At 48.8% G+C, this 17,687-nt stretch carries 17 protein-coding genes; 10 read left to right on the forward strand and 7 right to left on the reverse strand.

The window, feature by feature from the left end; genetic code table 11:
• The first annotated feature begins 68 nt into the window (after positions 1 to 68).
• The 5 genes from BMW71_RS07245 (at position 69) to BMW71_RS07265 (ending at position 5,364) form a co-directional block, all read left to right on the forward strand.
• A complete protein-coding gene (locus BMW71_RS07245) occupies positions 69 to 1,229 on the forward strand; it encodes a 3-dehydroquinate synthase (protein WP_092171488.1) in 1,161 nt (386 codons plus the stop codon).
• A 37-nt stretch (positions 1,230 to 1,266) separates the two neighbouring features.
• Positions 1,267 to 2,475, forward strand: a complete 1,209-nt coding sequence (gene eboE / locus BMW71_RS07250) for a metabolite traffic protein EboE (protein WP_092171491.1) — start codon at positions 1,267 to 1,269, stop codon at positions 2,473 to 2,475.
• Complete coding sequence (locus tag BMW71_RS07255) at positions 2,472 to 3,848, forward strand: alkaline phosphatase family protein (RefSeq protein WP_092171494.1); 1,377 nt, start codon at positions 2,472 to 2,474, stop codon at positions 3,846 to 3,848. Before eboE ends, BMW71_RS07255 begins: the two co-directional genes overlap by 4 nt.
• A 48-nt stretch (positions 3,849 to 3,896) precedes the next feature.
• Entirely contained in the window at positions 3,897 to 4,295 is a 399-nt protein-coding gene (locus BMW71_RS07260; RefSeq protein ID WP_092171496.1) for a transmembrane 220 family protein, read from the forward strand.
• 61 nt (positions 4,296 to 4,356) lie between these two features.
• Entirely contained in the window at positions 4,357 to 5,364 is a 1,008-nt protein-coding gene (locus BMW71_RS07265) for an adenosine kinase (protein ID WP_092172775.1), read from the forward strand.
• Positions 5,365 to 5,489: 125 nt separating this feature from the next.
• Here BMW71_RS07265 and BMW71_RS07270 read toward each other — a convergent pair whose 3' ends face one another.
• The 6 genes from BMW71_RS07270 to BMW71_RS07295 are packed head-to-tail and all read right to left on the reverse strand — an operon-like array spanning position 5,490 to position 10,935.
• Positions 5,490 to 6,026: a hypothetical protein gene (locus BMW71_RS07270; RefSeq protein ID WP_092171499.1), complete on the reverse strand. Its 537-nt coding sequence runs from the start codon at positions 6,024 to 6,026 to the stop codon at positions 5,490 to 5,492.
• The gene (mnmD, locus tag BMW71_RS07275; RefSeq protein WP_092171501.1) at positions 6,011 to 6,700 is read right to left on the reverse strand and encodes a tRNA (5-methylaminomethyl-2-thiouridine)(34)-methyltransferase MnmC2; all 690 of its coding nucleotides are present in this window, start codon (positions 6,698 to 6,700) and stop codon (positions 6,011 to 6,013) included. The genes BMW71_RS07270 and mnmD overlap by 16 nt, the downstream gene beginning before the upstream one ends.
• The gene (gene ispF / locus BMW71_RS07280; protein ID WP_092171504.1) at positions 6,697 to 7,194 is read right to left on the reverse strand and encodes a 2-C-methyl-D-erythritol 2,4-cyclodiphosphate synthase; all 498 of its coding nucleotides are present in this window, start codon (positions 7,192 to 7,194) and stop codon (positions 6,697 to 6,699) included. Before ispF ends, mnmD begins: the two co-directional genes overlap by 4 nt.
• 26 nt (positions 7,195 to 7,220) lie before the next feature.
• Positions 7,221 to 8,459, reverse strand: coding sequence for a M16 family metallopeptidase (locus BMW71_RS07285; protein ID WP_092171507.1), 1,239 nt, complete (start codon positions 8,457 to 8,459; stop codon positions 7,221 to 7,223).
• A 50-nt stretch (positions 8,460 to 8,509) separates the two neighbouring features.
• A complete protein-coding gene (locus BMW71_RS07290) occupies positions 8,510 to 8,722 on the reverse strand; it encodes a heavy-metal-associated domain-containing protein (RefSeq protein WP_092171510.1) in 213 nt (70 codons plus the stop codon).
• A 2-nt stretch (positions 8,723 to 8,724) separates the two neighbouring features.
• Positions 8,725 to 10,935 (reverse strand): heavy metal translocating P-type ATPase, encoded by a 2,211-nt coding sequence (locus tag BMW71_RS07295; RefSeq protein ID WP_092171512.1) that lies wholly within the window; start codon positions 10,933 to 10,935, stop codon positions 8,725 to 8,727.
• Between the two features lie 172 nt (positions 10,936 to 11,107).
• Between BMW71_RS07295 and bshC the strand changes: the two genes are divergently transcribed.
• From bshC to BMW71_RS07310, 3 genes are read left to right on the forward strand one after another with little or no spacing between them, the layout of a single operon-like run.
• Positions 11,108 to 12,706 carry a bacillithiol biosynthesis cysteine-adding enzyme BshC gene (bshC, locus tag BMW71_RS07300; protein ID WP_092172779.1) on the forward strand — a complete coding sequence of 533 codons (1,599 nt, stop codon included), beginning with the start codon at positions 11,108 to 11,110 and terminating at the stop codon, positions 12,704 to 12,706.
• A complete protein-coding gene (locus BMW71_RS07305) occupies positions 12,663 to 13,238 on the forward strand; it encodes a 5-formyltetrahydrofolate cyclo-ligase (RefSeq protein WP_092171515.1) in 576 nt (191 codons plus the stop codon). The genes bshC and BMW71_RS07305 overlap by 44 nt, the downstream gene beginning before the upstream one ends.
• 20 nt (positions 13,239 to 13,258) lie before the next feature.
• Positions 13,259 to 13,750 carry a hypothetical protein gene (locus tag BMW71_RS07310; RefSeq protein WP_092171517.1) on the forward strand — a complete coding sequence of 164 codons (492 nt, stop codon included), beginning with the start codon at positions 13,259 to 13,261 and terminating at the stop codon, positions 13,748 to 13,750.
• A 54-nt stretch (positions 13,751 to 13,804) separates the two neighbouring features.
• Here the strand turns inward: BMW71_RS07310 and BMW71_RS07315 are convergent, their stop codons facing one another.
• Complete coding sequence (locus BMW71_RS07315) at positions 13,805 to 14,911, reverse strand: PQQ-dependent sugar dehydrogenase (RefSeq protein WP_244891109.1); 1,107 nt, start codon at positions 14,909 to 14,911, stop codon at positions 13,805 to 13,807.
• A 561-nt stretch (positions 14,912 to 15,472) separates the two neighbouring features.
• Here BMW71_RS07315 and BMW71_RS07325 point away from each other — a divergent pair.
• A complete protein-coding gene (locus BMW71_RS07325) occupies positions 15,473 to 15,904 on the forward strand; it encodes a hypothetical protein (RefSeq protein ID WP_143057573.1) in 432 nt (143 codons plus the stop codon).
• Positions 15,905 to 15,968: 64 nt separating this feature from the next.
• A complete protein-coding gene (locus BMW71_RS07330) occupies positions 15,969 to 17,519 on the forward strand; it encodes an LruC domain-containing protein (RefSeq protein WP_092171528.1) in 1,551 nt (516 codons plus the stop codon).
• Positions 17,520 to 17,687: the final 168 nt, after the last annotated feature.

Raw genomic sequence — 17,687 nt, forward strand, 5'->3', positions numbered from 1 at the left:
AACCAAACAGGGGATAAATTACTTATTTATAATGAAATGAAAAGTTCGGTGAATCCGGCTTATTAAAAATGAAAAAAATAGCACATCAATCAATTGAGCAGGTTTTCAGTGTGCCCTTTAGCTATCGGGTTTATTTTACCGAAGATTTGTTCGCCGTCAGTAACCGGCTTTTTGCGGACCTGATCCAGGGGGATAAGGTACCCAAAGTATACCTGGTAGTGGATGAGGGTGTCGTCCGGCATCATCCTTCCCTGATCGCGGCCATTCAAACTTACGCGGCGGCCTACCGGGAGGTGTTTACCCTATGTGCTGTGCCCTTGGTGGTGCCGGGGGGGGAACAGGTGAAAAACGAACAAGAATACCTTCAGCAAGTTCTGAAAGCTACCCATGAGTACGGGATAGACCGACACTCCTATATCGTAGGCCTGGGTGGAGGCGCTCTGCTGGACATGGTGGGTTTTGCGGCCACCATCGCCCATCGGGGTATTCGGCACATCCGCATTCCGACGACGGTGCTCTCGCAAAATGACTCTGGGGTAGGGGTCAAAAATGGCATCAATGCCTACGGCAAGAAAAATTACCTGGGAGCCTTTGCCCCGCCTTATGCGGTGATCAACGATGCGCACTTTCTTCAAACCCTCGAAGAACGGGATTGGCGTTCTGGAATTTCGGAAGCACTTAAAGTGGCATTGATCAAAGACGCCTCCTTTTTTGTTTGGATCGAGCAGCAGGCCCTGGAGCTGATGGATAAAAGCGATCCTTCCATGCAGGAGCTGATTTACCGCTGTGCGCAGATGCACATGGATCACATTGCATCCGGAGACCCCTTTGAATCGGGATCCTCCCGGCCACTGGATTTTGGCCACTGGGCAGCGCATAAGCTGGAACACCTGAGTGGATACAGGATTAGGCACGGGGAAGCGGTCGCTATCGGGATCGCATTGGATACGACCTATTCCTTCCTGGCCGGCATGATTTCCGAAAACGAGCTAAAGCGGGTGATTGACGTGATAGTAAAGTTGGGCTTCGAGTTGTACGTTCCGGAATTGTCCGGAGATTCCCTGATCAAAGGGCTCGAAGAATTCCGAGAACATTTGGGAGGAGAATTGACCATCATGCTTTTGGACAAAATAGGGCATGGAGTAGAAGTTCACCACATGGATCCGGGACTTATCCGAAAAGCCATCGAAAAATTAAATCAGTTCCAACTGGCTAATTCGAAGGCCTGAACTGCGCCTTAGCAACAAATCAAGAACGACTCGTACCATGCGTATTGCCGATTATCACCTAACTTATTGTACCAATATTCACCCGGGGGAAAGCTGGGAAGCCACTTTCACCAATCTAAAGGAACATCTCCCTCTGATCAAGCAGCAGGTATCCGGGAAGGGTTCCTTCGGTATTGGCTTACGGATTTCGGATGAAGCCAGCCGTGAACTGATGGAACCCGGCAAGTTGGACGAGTTAAAAAGTTGGCTGAAAACCAACGATTGTTATGTATTTACATTGAATGGGTTTCCCTTTGGCGGATTTCATCGGCAGGTCGTTAAAGACGAAGTTCACCATCCCGATTGGACCACCGAAGCAAGGCTGGCCTATACGATTCGCCTTGCCGATATTTTGTCAGCAATCATGCCGGAGCAGCTGGATGCGGGCATTTCTACCTCTCCCTTGAGCTACAAACACTGGCATAAGGAACCGGAAGCGCTGGAGCAGGTAAAGGCGGATTCCTGCAAACACTTGCTGCAAGTGGTGGAACACCTGCACTCGATCAAAAAGGAAACCGGACAGGAGTTGCACCTGGATATAGAGCCGGAACCGGACGGGGTGTTGGAGAATGCCGAGGGATTGATCCGTTTTTTTGAGGAATGGTTGCTTCCGCAGGGCATTGACTGGTTTCAATCCAGGCATGGGATGTCCGAGGCAGATGCCCGGGAGCTAGTGTTGAATCACCTGCAGGTATGTTACGACGTTTGCCATTTTGCGGTCGCCTACGAAGACCACGCAGGAGTATTGAATGCTTTTCGGGAAGCTGGAATAAAAATTGGAAAATTCCAGCTAAGCGCGGCGTTAAAAATACCCATTCCGGAAGAAATGGCGGAGAGAAAAACCGTAGAACGGGCCCTGCTGCCATTTGTAGAGTCTACCTACCTGCATCAGGTGATCGGTGTGGCTAGGGATGGATCTCAAAAGGCCTATCCGGATCTCCCAGACGCCTTGCTAAATTTGGTAGAAACGAAAGAAATCGAATGGAGGATTCATTTTCACGTGCCGGTTTTTTTATCCGGGTACGGCACCCTGCAGTCCACGCAGGAAGACATACTCACCGTACTGAAATTAAATGAGGAAGGGAGGTATTCCAGCCAACTGGAGGTAGAGACCTATACTTGGGAAGTGCTACCCGAAGACATTCACCTTTCCCTGGACCAATCCATTATCCGGGAGTTGGATTGGGTAAAAAAGCAAATCAAATGAAAAAAACGGTTGTCCTAAATGTGGTAGCGCTCTCGGGCAGATTGCTGGGAAAGCATACCCCTTTTCTAAGTAAGTGGATCAGCAAGCGCCGGCAAGCGGCCATCAAACCGGTATTGCCTGCGGTGACCTGCTCGGCGCAGTCCGTGTACCTGACCGGCAAATGGCCGGAGGAAAATGGTATCGTTGGCAACGGCTGGTATTTTAAAGACGAATGCGAGATCAAGTTTTGGAGGCAATCCAACCGGCTCGTTCAATCGCCCAAGGTATGGGATGCACTAAAAGCGCAAAATCCCGATTTTACCTGTGCCAATATGTTTTGGTGGTACAACATGTACTCCTCGGTAGACTATGCAGTCACTCCAAGACCCCTGTATCCGTCAGATGGCAGAAAGCTTCCGGACGTTCACAGCCAGCCCATGGACCTGCGCGATCGCCTTCAGAAGGAACTGGGCCAGTTTCCTTTGTTCTCCTTTTGGGGTCCAAATGCCAATATCTCTTCATCCAAATGGATCGCTGAGGCATCCATGAAAGTAGACGAATGGTACGACCCGACGCTAACGTTCGTATACCTTCCTCACCTGGATTACGGCCTCCAAAAATTCGGGATCGATTTTACACACATTGGAAAGGACCTGGAAGAGATCGATGCATTATGTGAGCGATTGATCGGCTATTACGAGGGCAAGGGTGCAGAAATTATCTTACTTTCTGAGTACGGCATCACCTCCGTGAATCAGCCCATCCCTATCAATCAGGCGCTAAGAAAAGCGGGCTATATACAGGTCAAGGACGAATTGGGATTGGAGACATTGGATGCGGGTACCAGCAAGGCTTTTGCGGTCGCCGATCATCAAGTGGCGCATATTTATGTGAACGACCCTTCCGATAAAGAAGCAGTGAGCCAATTGGTGGCTGCCCTGCCAGGTGTAGAAAAAGTCCTCGACGAGAAAGGGAAGTCTGAATTTCACCTGAATCACGAACGTGCAGGAGACCTGGTAGCCGTGGCGGATCCAAACTCCTGGTTTACCTATTACTATTGGTTGGATGAAAACAAGGCACCCGATTACGCTCGTACGGTAGATATCCACCGAAAACCGGGGTACGATCCGGTAGAAATGTTTGCCAATCCCGACATCCCGTTTTTAAAAGCCCGTCTGGGCTGGATTTTGCTAAAAAAGAAACTGGGTTTTCGCTACCTGATGGACGTCATACCCTTGCGACCGGATCTGGTGAAAGGATCCCACGGACGCATCAGCGAAAGCGAGACGGACTGGCCTGTTTTGATCACTGCGGACAATTCCGGAGATCTGCCCCCGGAGGTACCTCCTACGGACATTTACCAATTGATTTACGATCGGGTTTTGAGAAAATAAGCCGGAAGAAATGCTTTTTATCATCAAATTACGTAACTTACCGTTCCTATGAGCAAAGGTTGGAAATGGTTTTTTGGTAGCTGGTCGGTGCTATTTTTATTGTTTGCCTATTGGCAAATCAATGATCCCGACCCCCAGTGGTGGGTTCCCTTGTATCTGGTCGCCTCCCTAACTGCGGGATTTGCGTCTTTCGGAAAGTTTAATGTCAATATACTGGTGTTTTTGACCTTTAGCTACCTGATTGCCGCGGTATTCTTTTGGCCGGAAAATATTTCAGGCTGGATCGGTGACGAATGGAAGCAAAAAGATCTTTCCATGAAAACCACCGCCATGGAGATAAATCGTGAATTTTTTGGATTAACGACAGCAGCCCTCATTTTTGCCTTGGAAGCGATTGTGGGGCGCCGCATTCGGCTTCTTCAAAGCCAGGATACGAACGAATCGTAGCCCTAAAATCCCCGAAAGCAGTAAGAACATGCTCGCGGTTGGAGAAACTAAAAAAACAAAAATGACAAAAAAGTACGACGTAACAGGCATGGGAAATGCCCTGGTGGATATTGAGTTTGAAGTGACCGAGTCTTTCCTGGAGACAAACGGCATAGAAAAAGGTCTTATGACCCTGGTGGACGAAGAACGGCAGGCTACCCTGATGGCTGCTATCCATACCAAAACTTCCAAATTGCAATGCGGTGGGTCTGCCGCCAATACGGTGATTGCCTTGAGCCAGTTTGGTGGAAAGGCCTTTTATTGCTGCAAGGTGGGCGACGATGAGCTCGGCCGGTTTTTTATGGAAGACTTGCGCGAATCCGGTGTCAACCACAACCTGGACCCCTATCAATTGGAAAAAGGAATCACCGGAAAATGCCTGGTGATGGTCACCTCCGATGCCGAACGGACCATGAATACCTTCCTTGGTATCACGCAAACCTTTTCCGAGGCTCAGTTGAACGCCGCGGCCATCAAAGATTCGAAATACTTGTACATAGAAGGCTACCTAATCACCTCGCCTAACGCCCGAGAGGCCATGCTTGAGGCACGGAAAATTGCCCGGGAAAATGACGTGAAAGTAGCCCTTACCTTTTCGGATCCGGCCATGGTCAAGTATTTTGGGGAGGGATTTCAAGAGGTAATTGGCCAAGGGGTGGACCTGCTTTTCGCTAACGAAGAAGAAGCCATGCGCTATACCGGTACGGAGACGCTCCTGGAAGCCAGAGAGGCCATGAAAAAACTGGCTCGTCATTTTGTGATTACGCAGGGAAAAAATGGTGCCATCATTTACGACGGAGATACCTTTATTGATATCGAACCTTACCCTACCAAAGCAGTGGATAGCAACGGCGCCGGAGACATGTTTGCGGGAGCCTTTCTTTATGGAATTACCAACGGGCATTCGTATGCCTCTAGTGGAAAGCTGGCCAGTATGGCCGCTTCCAAGATTGTCAGCCAGTTTGGCCCCCGGCTTACCTGGCAAGAAGCTCAGGAAATCCGGAAGCGACTCCAACCGGAAGTAGAGTAAATTTGCTGCCAGGTTCAGGCAGATGGTTGGGTCAGGCCGGTCGGTATTGGGTCTCGAAACGAAAAGCTACTCCAAAAATCCCCCGGTAATGCGGGAGGAGATGAATGGATTTTTTGGTCCCTTTTTTATTCTTGAAAAACCACGTGCGTGAACGAATAGCGGGTGGGCTCCAGGCTGTCGTTTTCCGAAGGAAGGTATTCCAGGGAGAATACAACCCGGTTTAAATCCAAAGCATCGTTAATAACCACCTGAAAGGCCTGTTCACCAATCCGGTTTAGGGTGTAGTCCGGGTATTCCGGAAAGGTGAATTGTATTTCACCGGCATAGGCTACCGGGAACGTTGCTTTTAAGTAGAATTTATCTTCAAATAGAAAGGCATCCTGAATTTTTGGAAAGAATTTATTACCGACGCGTTTGTCCAAAACCCATATACTCTCGTAATAGCGTTTTCCATTTTGCCAGTACGTTTGCCAGGTACTGTCTCCTTCGGTCTTGTCAAACCATCCGGATTGTCCGGCAACCTCCGCCGCTTGCCCGGTGACTTCATCTGCTACTTCCTGTTTCCGGTACGAGCGCTCATTTTTTTTGGAGCAAGCAGTATACAGGCCTGTCCCGCATGCCAACGCGATGAGAAGCAACGTCCGCCTCAGCTTTTTTTCCATGCCCGGGTCATTTCTTTTTTTCCCGGAGGGCCGGGAACGTCATCCAGCGTCAGGTCCAGCGACAAGAGGTTTTTCTTGAGGCGGCCTGCGGCGCAGTAGGTGACAAAGCTGGCGCCCGGATTCATGCTGGTTTCAATTTTTTCCAGAAGCGGTTTTTCCCAGAGTTCGGGTTGTTTTTTTGGGGAAAACGCGTCAAAATAAACGATATCGGTGGGATAGAGCTGTACGTCCTGCAGGGTGATTTTTTCTTTCTTGATATTAAAATAGTCCGTCAGAGGTTTCCCGATATCCCAATCCATTTTGTGCAAGCGTTTAAAATAGCCATTGTAATGGGTAAGGGTCTCATCCATCTGCGTAAAATTCAAAGCCTCGTAGATTTTCTCGGAAAGGGGATGCGGCTCGATGGTATGGTACAATACCGGTACTTGATTTTGCTCCGCCCAGATCAGTGTGAGCCAGGCGTTGAGACCTGTTCCAAAACCGACTTCAAATATCCGAATGGGAAATTTTCCCCGATTGCGGGCATACCAGGCCTCCAATCCGTACAGGAGAAATACATGAATGGATTCCCGGTAGGCTCCGTGGGAGGAATGGTAGCTTTCGTTCAGCTCCGGAAGGTATACCGAGTGGGACCCGTCTTCCGTGGTAATGATTCTGGGTTCCTGCTTGTTCATGAGTTGGGAAGGTTTTTTCGTTGGATCAATGCCACGCAGTAGGCCGATACACCCTCTTGCCGGCCGACGAAGCCCAAGGTTTCCGTGGTTGTCGCTTTTATGGAAATCTGGCCTTCTGCTACCTGCATGACTTCCGCAAGGCATGCTTTCATGGCAGGTATATGCGGGTTGATTTTTGGTTGTTGCAGGCAGATAGTCGCATCCAGGTTGCCCAAGACGTAGCCGCTTTTTTCCAACAGCACCAGTACCTCTTTGAGTAGGAGTTTGCTGTCAATCCCTTTGTATTGCGGGTCCTGATCGGAAAAATGGTAGCCGATATCCCGGAGGTTGGCTGCTCCCAATAAGGCATCGCAAATCACGTGGATCAAAACGTCGGCATCCGAATGGCCGACCGCGCCGCTGTGGTGTGGGATTTTAATGCCACCTAGCCAAAAATCAACGTTTTCTTTGAGCTGATGCACATCGTACCCAAACCCTATTCTGAAATCAGTCATAATCAATGTTATTTACTACCAAGCTGTCAGTTTTTCTGCGTGTAATACACTACCGAGGCCGAATCTTCACTCAGGTAGGTGCGGGAAGCATCCATGATTTCTTCTGCAGAAATGGATAATTTCCGATCAAATTCCGCCTGAATCAAGGCAGGGTTCCCCAGGTACGCGTAATAGGCCAGCTTCATGGCCCTACCCAGCAAAGAAACGGATTCAAAGGTTTCCATGGCTTCTGCCTGGTTCTTTATCTTTTGGAGTAGGTTGCGGGGAAAGGTTTCTTGTTTGAAGCGGTTGATGACTTTGTCCAATTCCTCTTCTGCCTTCTCGGCAGGGATGCCTTTTTCCATCTTCCCGGTAAAAACCAGGAGTCCGGGATCTACATTTCCTAAAACATAGGCCTGGCAACTGGCAAATACAGATCCGTTCTTTATCAGTTTTTGTTCCAACACGGAGGACCTACCCACGCTCAAAATGTCGGTAATGAGATCGCAGGCAAGGTAGGCTTCGTGCAGTCTGCCGGGGATCCGGAACACCTTATACAGCGCGTCCGTGGGGACGTCGGCAGCTACCCGCATGGTCCGTTTTTCCAGTTGGGCGGGTTCGGTCACGGGTCTTGGAATGGGCAGCGGACCCCTGGGTATTTCCCCAAACCAGTGGTTGACTTTGTCTTTGACTTCCTCCGCCCTGACCTTGCCGGCAATGCACAATACGGCATTATCGGGGGAATAATGTTGCCGGTAGAAGTTAGTCAGGTCTGCTTTCTCGAATCGCTCGATGTCCTCAATATGTTCCCCGATGGTCGGCCAGCGATAGGGATGCTTCTCAAAAGCAAGGCTACGCACATGGTGCATGGCGTCCCCATAGGGTTGGTTGAGGTAGCGCTGCTTGAATTCCTCGATTACCACCTGTTTTTGGGTGTGGATTTGCTGCTCATTTAAACTCAGGTGCAGCATGCGATCCGACTCCAGCCAGAGGGCAGTCTCCAGATTTGCAGCGGGAAGAGAGATGTAGTAATTGGTTATATCGGTGTTCGTAAAGGCATTGCTGGATCCTCCCACCCGCTCCAGGGCACTGTCAAACGCAGGAACATGCCGGGAACCGGAAAACATCAGGTGTTCGAAGTAATGTGCCAAACCGGTTTTTCCGGGGGTTTCGTTTCGGGAGCCTACCTTGTAGAGCACGTTGACAACGGCCATTTCGGAGGTATGATCTTCATGGACCACTACCTGAAGGCCGTTGTCTAAAGTAAATGCAGTATAATTCATCATAGAATAGGACCAAAAGTAAGAAAATTTTGTCCCATCCGTAGCCTGTTCCCTTAAATTGATTCGCCCCTGTATCCGGATTTTTCCAAAGCGGCTTTTACGCTTTCCGGATCTACAGACTGATGTATGGTCAGGATTCTATCGGGGGAGCTAAGATCTACCTCCCAGGCATTGGGAACCAGCTCGTTTAGTGCCGGAGTTACAGCGGCCACACAGGCGCCACATTTAATGGTGGTCTTGAATTTCATGGAAGTTTCGTTAGACATGACTAATCGTTTGTTTTCGTAAATTTCAGCCGAAGGCTGTTGCTCACCACCGATACCGAACTAAGCGCCATGGCTGCACCGGCGATCATCGGGTTGAGCAAAAAACCCGATACGGGATACAATACGCCCGCGGCGATGGGTATCCCGATGATGTTATAAATAAACGCCCAAAAGAGATTTTGGCGTATCGTGCGTACCGTTTGGGTACTGAGTTTTAGCAACTGGGGAACGGCTTTTAAGGAGGAATACATTAACGTAACCTTGGCGGTTTCCATCGCAATGTCAGTTCCTGCGCCCATGGCGATGCTAAGGTCTGCCAACACCAGTGCTTCGCTGTCGTTGATTCCGTCGCCCACCATGGCTACCGTATGCCCTTTTTGTTGAAGTTGCTGCAGGTAGGCGCCCTTGTCTTGGGGCAACATGCCGCTTTTTACGTGCTGTATACCTACAGCAGCTGCCACAGCGGTCGCTGTTTTTTCCTGATCTCCGGTAAGCATGTGTACCGCAATGCCCATTTGGCGAAGGGTGGAGATCGCGGCTTTTGAATCTTTCCTGATCTGGTCGGAAATGGCAACCCAGCCGGCCAGGCGGTGATCTACTGCCATGTATACCAGGATATTCCCCTGCTCCAACGCGTTTTCTCCGGACGCTATCAGCTTACCTGTTGTATCCACTCCGCAGGTAGTTAGCCATCGAAGCGTGCCTATCCGGTAGGATTTACCTTCGAAGCGTGCCATGACTCCTTTTCCGGTTTCGGACTGGAAATCGGTCAATGGCAAGGGCTGTTCAGAAGGGCTGAAATGTTGCGCGATGGCCGTGGCGAGGGGGTGTTCACTTTTTGCTTCCAGTGCCTGAAAAATGGGCATCAATGCGCTTGCATCCATCCCGTCTCGCCATTCCACCGCGCTTACTTTCGGCTTGCCCTCCGTGATGGTGCCGGTTTTGTCAAGGATAAGGGTGTCCGTGCGCTTCCCTCTTTCCAGACTTTCTGCATCCTTTATCAAAATACCCAGGGAGGCGGCTTTGCCCATTCCCACCATGATGGCAGTAGGGGTTGCGAGGCCAAGTGCACAGGGGCAGGCAATTACCAAAACGGTTATTGCGGAAAGCATTCCCCGGAGAAGGGCCTCATCGATTCCGCTAAAGGACCAGGCAAGGAAGGTCACAAAAGCCAGACCAAGCACGACGGGAACAAACACAGCCGTTACCCGATCCACGGTTTTCTGTATGGGTGCCTTTGATCCCTGTGCCTGCTTAACCCGGGAGATAATGTTTGCGAGGAGGGTGTCAGCGGCAGCTGCAGTGGCAGTAAAGGTAAAACTACCTTTCTGGTTAATGGTACCCGCGTAGACCGTATCACCCGGATTTTTTGCGACCGGTATGGGCTCTCCCGTGAGCGAACTCTCGTCTACGTATGAACTCCCCTGTTCCACGAGTCCATCGAGTGGCAGTCGTTGTCCGGGTTTGATAACGATTCTTTCGCCGGTTACAACCGATCCCACCGGCAGTGTGTATTCTTTTCCATCCCGGATGACAGTCAGACTGTCCGGTTGCAAGCCGATTAATTTACGCAAGGCCTCGGAGGTACCGGCCTTTGCCCCGGATTCCAACATGCGACCCAGTAATATAAAGAAGACGATGACAGCCGCCGTTTCGAAATAAACATGGGCACTGATTCCGCGGGCTTCCAACCATTCGGGGAAAAGGGTGGTAAACATGCTGTACAGGTAGGCAATTCCGGTGCTCAAGGCCACCAGAGTGTCCATGTTGGCTTTTCCGAGTCGGGTCTGCTTCAACGCATTGCTAAAAAACTTTCGGCCAAAGATGAAAAGTATCGGAGTGGTCAGGATCCAGGAAATGTAGTTCCCATAGGGTAAATCCATCCAAAACATGCCGATAAGGAACACAGGCAGCGCAAGTATTCCCGAGGCGATGGTATTCCTTCGTAGTTTTTTATAGGCCGAGTGCTGGATTTCAGCCAGGCTGTCTTTTTCCTGTTGGTCGAGCAGTAGTTCGTATCCAACGGAATGGATTTTTTCCCGGGCTTGATTCAAATCGGTGACCGCTTCATCAAAAACGAGCGTGGCCGCCTGCGTGGCATAGTTTACGCTGGCCGATTGCACGCCCGGTGTTTCTTTCAGCAGGGTCTCCACGCTCACCGCGCAGGCCGCACAACTCATACCCGATACCGGAACTTCAATGGTCTTGCTCATGATTCAATCGTTTCCCAAAGGTACCAGGAATTCCCGGTCTACCTGTTATATAATTTTCGCAAAAATGTATCGCACCATTTCTGATAAATCGATAAAATTGTTGAACTTTAACGTTTATACGCAGGTTTTTAACCACCATTACTGCCGGAAACACGATAAAATTGCACCTTTTATGATAAAATCCACCGTAGACCCTGCCTGTACGGGCTTATTTTCAGCGCTGTTTTTAGACTACATTAAAAAAGAGGAGGCACTAACGCAATTTTATCAGGAATTTCCGGAAATTGGCCGATTTGGCCGGGTTTTGGAAAACAAATCCTTTCCGGAAACCCGTCGGGAGCTATTGGTGGAGGCATTGGAGGAACAGTATGCAGGCTATGAGGATTCTCCGGTGGCCCAGAATATCAAAAGACTGAGGGAGCCTCGGACCTTTACTGTGACAACGGGACACCAGCTTAACCTCATGACCGGGCCGTCCTTTTTTATCTATAAAATTGTTTCTACGGTCCTTTTAGCGGAGAAAATTCAGAAAGCCTACCCGGATTACCAAATTGTTCCCCTGTATTGGATGGCCACGGAAGACCACGATTTTGCCGAGATCAATCATTTTCATTTTGATGGGAAGCGGTATGCCTGGGACAGCGATCAAACCGGTCCGGTGGGGGAATTTTTGCTAGACGATTCCCTGAAGGCATTGGTGAAGGAATGGGACTTCCTGCCCGAATTTTTCAAAGAGGCTTATATTTCCAGCACGCAGCTCAAAGAGGCCGTCAGGAAATACGTGCACCATTTATTCGCAGATAAAGGGTTGGTGATCCTGGATGCGAATCATCCCGGGCTCAAACGTTCGTTTTTGCCCCAAATCAAAACAGATGTTTTTTCCCAGCAAGCCAATGGGCTGGTAAACGAAAGCAACCAGGCGCTGGAGGAAGCCGGGTACAAGACCCAGGTTTTTCCCCGAGAGATCAACTTTTTTTACATGGAGCCCGGGCGCAGGGATCGCCTGGTGCTACAAAACGGCCGGTTTCGGACGCAAGATGGCAAAAACGAATGGAGCTACGCAGAAATGGAGGCCTTGCTGGATACGCATCCGGAGCGATTTAGCCCCAATGTGGTCATGCGGCCCCTGTACCAGGAAGTAATACTTCCCAACCTGGCCTACCTGGGAGGCCCTGCCGAGGTGGCCTATTGGTTTCAATTGAAAAGGGTATTTGATCACTATACGGTGGATTTTCCGTTTCTTCTTCCGCGAAACTTTGCCATGATCGTTCCCAGACAAATTGGGCGCAAAATTGACAAACTGGGACTGAAACCTGAGGAGCTTTTCCAGCATGTAGATCGCTTGAGAATCGACTATACCCTAAAGAACGCATCGGACGACGTCTCCCTGCAAAGGGAAAGGGAGCAATTGAATCAATTGTTTGGTACCCTCGAAAACAGGGGATTCGGGTTGGACCCCAGCCTGGGGCAGGCGGTAAAAGCGGCCTTTACCCGTAGTGAAAAAATTCTCAACCAGGTAGCCGTGAAATTTAGAAAAGCAGAAGAAAGAAAGCAGGGAGATGCCATCCGTCAGCTGCACGAAGTCAAGGACTTCCTTTTTCCAAACGGAACCTTGCAGGAAAGGCGGGTGAATTTTCTCGAATATTACCTGGCAAATCCGAATTTTATAAACGAGCTATTCGGTCAGTTTGATCCCTTGGATTTTAATTTTGTAATTTTGTGGGAGAATGGAGGCGAAGGAAATACTCAGGAAAAAGTTCAAGGAAGATAGAAAAGCGCTCAGCGAAAAAGAGCGGGCTATTCGCTCGGAAAAAATAGCTTCCGAAAGCATGCGGTTTTTGAATGCATATCGCGCTATTCGACACATTCACCTTTTTTTACCCATCAAAAAGCTTTACGAGATCAATACGGTATTATTATTGCCATCCTTATTTGGTGCGGGATACGAAGTGTATGGTTCCATTACCGACCGGCTTGGGCATAAGCTCCAAACGGTAAAGATTACCAAAGATACCGTCTTTATCGAAGACGGTATGGGTATTCCCATTCCCAAAAAGCCTATCTACGCTTCCAACGAAAGCATTGATTTGGTTTTCGTGCCACTGTTGGGAGTAGATGATGCAGGAAACAGGTTAGGGTATGGCATGGGCTTTTACGACCGTTTTTTTGGGCAATTGCGGCCGAAAGTGCTCAAAGTGGGGCTATCTTATTTCGATACGGTGAAATCGATTCCGGTAGCAGAACACGACGTGGCTTTGGATGCCTGTGTGTTTCCGCACGGAAGTGTTATTTTTAATAAATAGTATATCTAAACAACAGTTGTATGGTAAAGACATCATTAAGCGTACTAATTGTCTTGTTTCTGGGACTCAGTTTCCTGAACGAGAGTCAGGCGCAGACCTATGCTACCGGGATAGGCTTGCGGGCAGGAGTCAGTAACGGGCTAACCGTGAAGCATTTTATCCAATCGGACGTAGCGCTCGAGGGAATCCTTCACACCCGATGGAGAGGACTGGTGATTACCGGACTTTACGAAGTACATAAAGATATCCGGGAGGTTCGGGGACTGCGGTGGTTTTACGGCGGAGGAGCCCATATCGGCAGCTGGAATAGCGGCAATTCCAATCCACCCTGGGCAGACCCCGGGTACAGAGGATCCACCATTGTGGGTATTGATGGGATTATCGGCTTGGATTACAAATTTGTAGACGCACCGATTAACCTATCGCTGGACTATAAACCGGCCTTTAATATCATCAATGGTGGCGGTTTTTGGGGGGACGAAGTGGCCCTGTCCATTCGATTTACCTTTTAGTCGAAAAAAACTAAAAACCCCCGCTGGAAAAGCTTCTAGCGGGGGTTTTTTAGGTTATTCCTGTGGGATCAGCTTGATCAGAAATCCGGTACCTTCCGTGATGGCGTAAATGTATCCGTCCGGACTTTGGGCCACATGCCTGACCCGACCGATATCTTGTAAAAGTTTTTCCTCACCGGCATAAGAGCTCCCATCAAGAGTGACCCGGGCAATGTGCTGTTTGGCAAGTGCACCTACGAGCAAGTTCCCTTTCCAGGAAGGGTAGCGATCCGAGGTAACCAGCGTGGATCCGCAAGGGGCGATGGAAGGTCGCCAAAAGTGAATGGGCTGCTCCATGCCTGTTTTTACCGTGTCCTCGGTAATGATGCTGTCATCGTAATCAATGCCGTAGGTAATTTCCGGCCATCCATAATTGTTTCCTTTTTCGATCAGGTTGATCTCGTCTCCGCCCTTCGGACCGTGTTCGATGCCGTAGATCCGGTCGTTTGCCCGGTCATAGACCAGTCCCTGCGGATTTCGGTTGCCGTAGGTCCAAATGGAGGGAATGGCATCGGGCTCGTTTACGAAGGGATTATCCGAAGGAATCCTCCCGTCGTCGTGAATGCGGTGGATTTTGCCATGGGAATTTTTTAGCGATTGGGCATTCTCGGGGTTGCTTCCCCGTTCGCCATTACTGAAATACAGGTAATTGTCCTTATCGAAGATGATACGGCTTCCAAAATGCCGGCCTCCCTCTACTGCCGGAGTGGTGACGATCAGGTCTTCTTTTTCTGTGAGGCTGTTTCCTTCCACTTTTGCACGCATGATTGCCGTGGCACCGCCTCCATCAACCGGTTTGGCGTAGGAGAAATAAATCCAACCATTAGCGGCATGATCGGGATGGGTTTGGATGTCCAGCAAACCGGCTTGATTCACTTCATGAACGGCCGGCACTCCGGCTAATTTTTCGCCGGTATATTGATCGTCTTTAAATATCAGGATTTCCCCTTTTCTTTCGGTGACCAACATCCTGCCGTCTGAAAGCCAGGTCATTCCCCAAGGGTGTTCAAATCCTTCGTATAAGGTATCAACCTTGATGGTGAGTCTTTCGGTAGTTACCGCATACGGATCTACGGGTGCCTTTTCCTGTTTGGGGGACTCGCAGGCTATCCAAGATAGCATTCCTATGAATGCGATGATTATCTTTGTTATACTCCTTTTTTTCATGGTGTTTGTTTCATTTAACAGGCAAATATACTATTTATTTTTTGCGAATTTGGTGGGGCGGCTGGCAGGCTCCGTAATTTTTGTACGGGCGGCGTTGGGTGGTTTTTTTTGGAAAAATCCACCCCAAAATCGGTGCAAAAATGGGGTAATCCTTGGTATCGTTTGCTCACCGAATCTGGAATTGCAAAAAATTGACCATGACCTTCAGAATACGCGATTTGAAAAAATACATATAGAATAATTTGGTTCTTAAATAATAAAAAAAATTTTGTACTACAAAATCGGTAAATAAATTTAAAAAATCTTTCAAGCTACTAACTTCGGTTTTATTTTTAGTGCTGGAATTCAATAGGATAAAGAAAAGTTAGACCCTTCTACGGACCATTTTGTCGCCCAATTGGGCGGGTTCATCGAAAAATATTCAAGAGGCCATTTTTTTTTTGGAATTTCGTGTCATTGATAAAAACAGCAACTAGAACAATCCCCTACGGGGCAAACCTTTTAATGATTAGTACCATGAAAAATAGTAAAAAACATCTTAAAGCGAAAATTGCCGGCTGGATGGTTGTTTCCGTATTTGTATTCTTCTCTTGTGTAGAAGAACCGTTGGAACAGGCACCTGGGAGCCTGACGGAATCGATTGAGGAATTGCAGGCTACCGCAGTTTTTGATTGGAAAACCAGTGACAAAATCACGGTAACGGTTGAAGGTCTGGATGTAGACGTGGCCGTCAACCGGAAACTAACGCTGGAAACCGAAACTGGGGATGAATTCTTTGCCGGTGCGCAGGCAATGAGTGAGGATTTCGAGATGACATTTGATCTACCTTCGCATGTAACAGCCGTCACCATGAAATACGGGGCAATCGAAAAAGAGAGAGAGATTGTAGACAATCGGGTGGCCTTTGATTTTGTTGTAGACATGGGTGACGAAGACCTGGAGCCTTGATTGGTTGTTTGCCAGGTACAGCAATAAACGTGAGGAAGTATTTTAATTTTTAACGATAAGAGTAATGAAAAAACGATTGATATTCAGCTATTTAATGGGAGTTATCAGTTTTTCCCTTATAGCCCAGGAAAATACCGTTACCAATGATGCAGAGTTAGGTAGTCGCAATCAGTACGTCGCTGCCTGCTGGTCCATGGGGGCAGTGACGGTAAGTAATCACAATCAAACCATGATTTCGGGCGATTACAGCTTGCGATCGAATCAGGTTACAAACCAATCAACGACTGCCACCTGGGTAAAAACACCCTGGATTACCATGGAGGCAGGAAATATAAGTTTCAAAACCAGGCTGGACGGAAATGCAGGGGGTAACCGCAGCATCGTGCTACAGTATATTGAATTTGACGCTGAAAACGAGAGTACCGGAGAGGGTGACGTTACCAGGTTTGATATATTCGATTTCCCAAATCCAGTTAACAAACAGACAAAAGTCCACGAGGTAGCCATAGCGGTACCTGAGGAGCTGGTGGGCAGCACGGTGAAGATCATGTTTAGTTTGGTGGGCTCCGGTGGCACGGCACGCATCGGCATGGATGATTTTGTTATTCCTGGAAGCTACAGTGCGGACCCTTCGGACAATTGTTTTCCCAAAAGTGAAAAAGCGGACGCGGACAATGACGGCGTAGCCGATTCGGAAGATGCCTATCCCGAAGATCGGTATCGGGCGTTTGATAATTTCTTGCCGGCCACCGGATACGGTACCCTGATGTTTGAGGATTTATGGCCAGCCACTGGCGACTACGATTTCAATGATTTGGTGGTAGATTACCGACTAAACCGTGTTACAGACGCCGCGGGAGAAGTGGTAGAAATCATCATCGAACTGTCACCAAGGGCTGCTGGTGCAGGTTTCACCAACGGTTTTGGGATTGAATTTGCGGGCTTATCGCCCAGAAAAGTAATCAGGGTAAGCGGAACCAAAGCCAGCCCGGAAAGTATACATAAAATCGACGAAAAGGGACTGGAGCTGGACAATGAATTTGCCACAATTATTCCTTTCGATAAGGTATCGCATTTTCTTACCCACCCAGGTGGAGGGGCCTTGGGGATCAATACGGATCCGGAATTTAGGCTCCAAAGACCGGAGTTGCAGACGATCGTGATCCGCTTGAAAGAAGAGGGAAGGCCAACGGATGCGGGCGCAACAAAGCTGAGCGAACTGGGAATGGATAATTTTAATCCCTTTTTGATCGTGGATCAAAAAAGAGGAGTGGAAGTGCACTTGCCCGGAATGAAGCCAACTCGCCATGCAGATGAATCGATTTTTGGTACCAAAGAAGATGGAAGTACTTCTGGCCCGAATAGCTATTACCGGAGCAAAGAAAACGGGTTGCCCTGGGCAATGAACGTACCGGTAAGTATTCCCTACATGGTAAACAAAGTTCCGATCACCAAAGGATATACCCGATTTTTTGAATGGGTCGTATCCGGAGGAGAATCCTATCCGGATTGGTATTTGAATAACGGCGGATACCGAAACGAAAGGGTGATGCTGAATGCAAATTTCCAGGAGGACACTATCGTCAGAGGTGGAGGGCCAAATAGGATTCCCTGATGGGCGGGGGCGTTATTGCTGACCAACAAGGCATCCCTTTGGAAATCGCCGTTGGTAGCCTTTAGTAATCAGCGGACTAATGACCAACAGTATTCAAAAAAGGGAACTCAGGCAGCCATTTGGCTGCCTGAGTTTTCATGGGCGAGATGGATACGAATAGATAAATTG

Origin of the sequence: Cyclobacterium xiamenense (assembly GCF_900109255.1) — a bacterium.
Taxonomy (GTDB): Bacteria; Bacteroidota; Bacteroidia; order Cytophagales; family Cyclobacteriaceae; genus Cyclobacterium; species Cyclobacterium xiamenense.

Excerpts from the sequence above, each read along its gene's own strand:
- bshC (WP_092172779.1), top strand. The coding sequence starts at position 11,108 with ATGATAAAATCCACCGTAGACCCTGCCTGTACGGGCTTATTTTCAGCG.
- BMW71_RS07310 (WP_092171517.1), top strand. The coding sequence starts at position 13,259 with ATGGTAAAGACATCATTAAGCGTACTAATTGTCTTGTTTCTGGGACTC.
- BMW71_RS07330 (WP_092171528.1), top strand. The coding sequence starts at position 15,969 with ATGAAAAAACGATTGATATTCAGCTATTTAATGGGAGTTATCAGTTTT.
- BMW71_RS07315 (WP_244891109.1), bottom strand. The coding sequence starts at position 14,911 with ATGCTATCTTGGATAGCCTGCGAGTCCCCCAAACAGGAAAAGGCACCC.
- BMW71_RS07290 (WP_092171510.1), bottom strand. The coding sequence starts at position 8,722 with ATGTCTAACGAAACTTCCATGAAATTCAAGACCACCATTAAATGTGGC.
- BMW71_RS07270 (WP_092171499.1), bottom strand. The coding sequence starts at position 6,026 with ATGGAAAAAAAGCTGAGGCGGACGTTGCTTCTCATCGCGTTGGCATGC.
- BMW71_RS07260 (WP_092171496.1), top strand. The coding sequence starts at position 3,897 with ATGAGCAAAGGTTGGAAATGGTTTTTTGGTAGCTGGTCGGTGCTATTT.
- BMW71_RS07245 (WP_092171488.1), top strand. The coding sequence starts at position 69 with ATGAAAAAAATAGCACATCAATCAATTGAGCAGGTTTTCAGTGTGCCC.
- BMW71_RS07295 (WP_092171512.1), bottom strand. The coding sequence starts at position 10,935 with ATGAGCAAGACCATTGAAGTTCCGGTATCGGGTATGAGTTGTGCGGCC.
- eboE (WP_092171491.1), top strand. The coding sequence starts at position 1,267 with ATGCGTATTGCCGATTATCACCTAACTTATTGTACCAATATTCACCCG.
- BMW71_RS07265 (WP_092172775.1), top strand. The coding sequence starts at position 4,357 with ATGACAAAAAAGTACGACGTAACAGGCATGGGAAATGCCCTGGTGGAT.
- BMW71_RS07285 (WP_092171507.1), bottom strand. The coding sequence starts at position 8,459 with ATGATGAATTATACTGCATTTACTTTAGACAACGGCCTTCAGGTAGTG.
- BMW71_RS07325 (WP_143057573.1), top strand. The coding sequence starts at position 15,473 with ATGAAAAATAGTAAAAAACATCTTAAAGCGAAAATTGCCGGCTGGATG.
- ispF (WP_092171504.1), bottom strand. The coding sequence starts at position 7,194 with ATGACTGATTTCAGAATAGGGTTTGGGTACGATGTGCATCAGCTCAAA.
- mnmD (WP_092171501.1), bottom strand. The coding sequence starts at position 6,700 with ATGAACAAGCAGGAACCCAGAATCATTACCACGGAAGACGGGTCCCAC.
- BMW71_RS07305 (WP_092171515.1), top strand. The coding sequence starts at position 12,663 with ATGGAGGCGAAGGAAATACTCAGGAAAAAGTTCAAGGAAGATAGAAAA.
- BMW71_RS07255 (WP_092171494.1), top strand. The coding sequence starts at position 2,472 with ATGAAAAAAACGGTTGTCCTAAATGTGGTAGCGCTCTCGGGCAGATTG.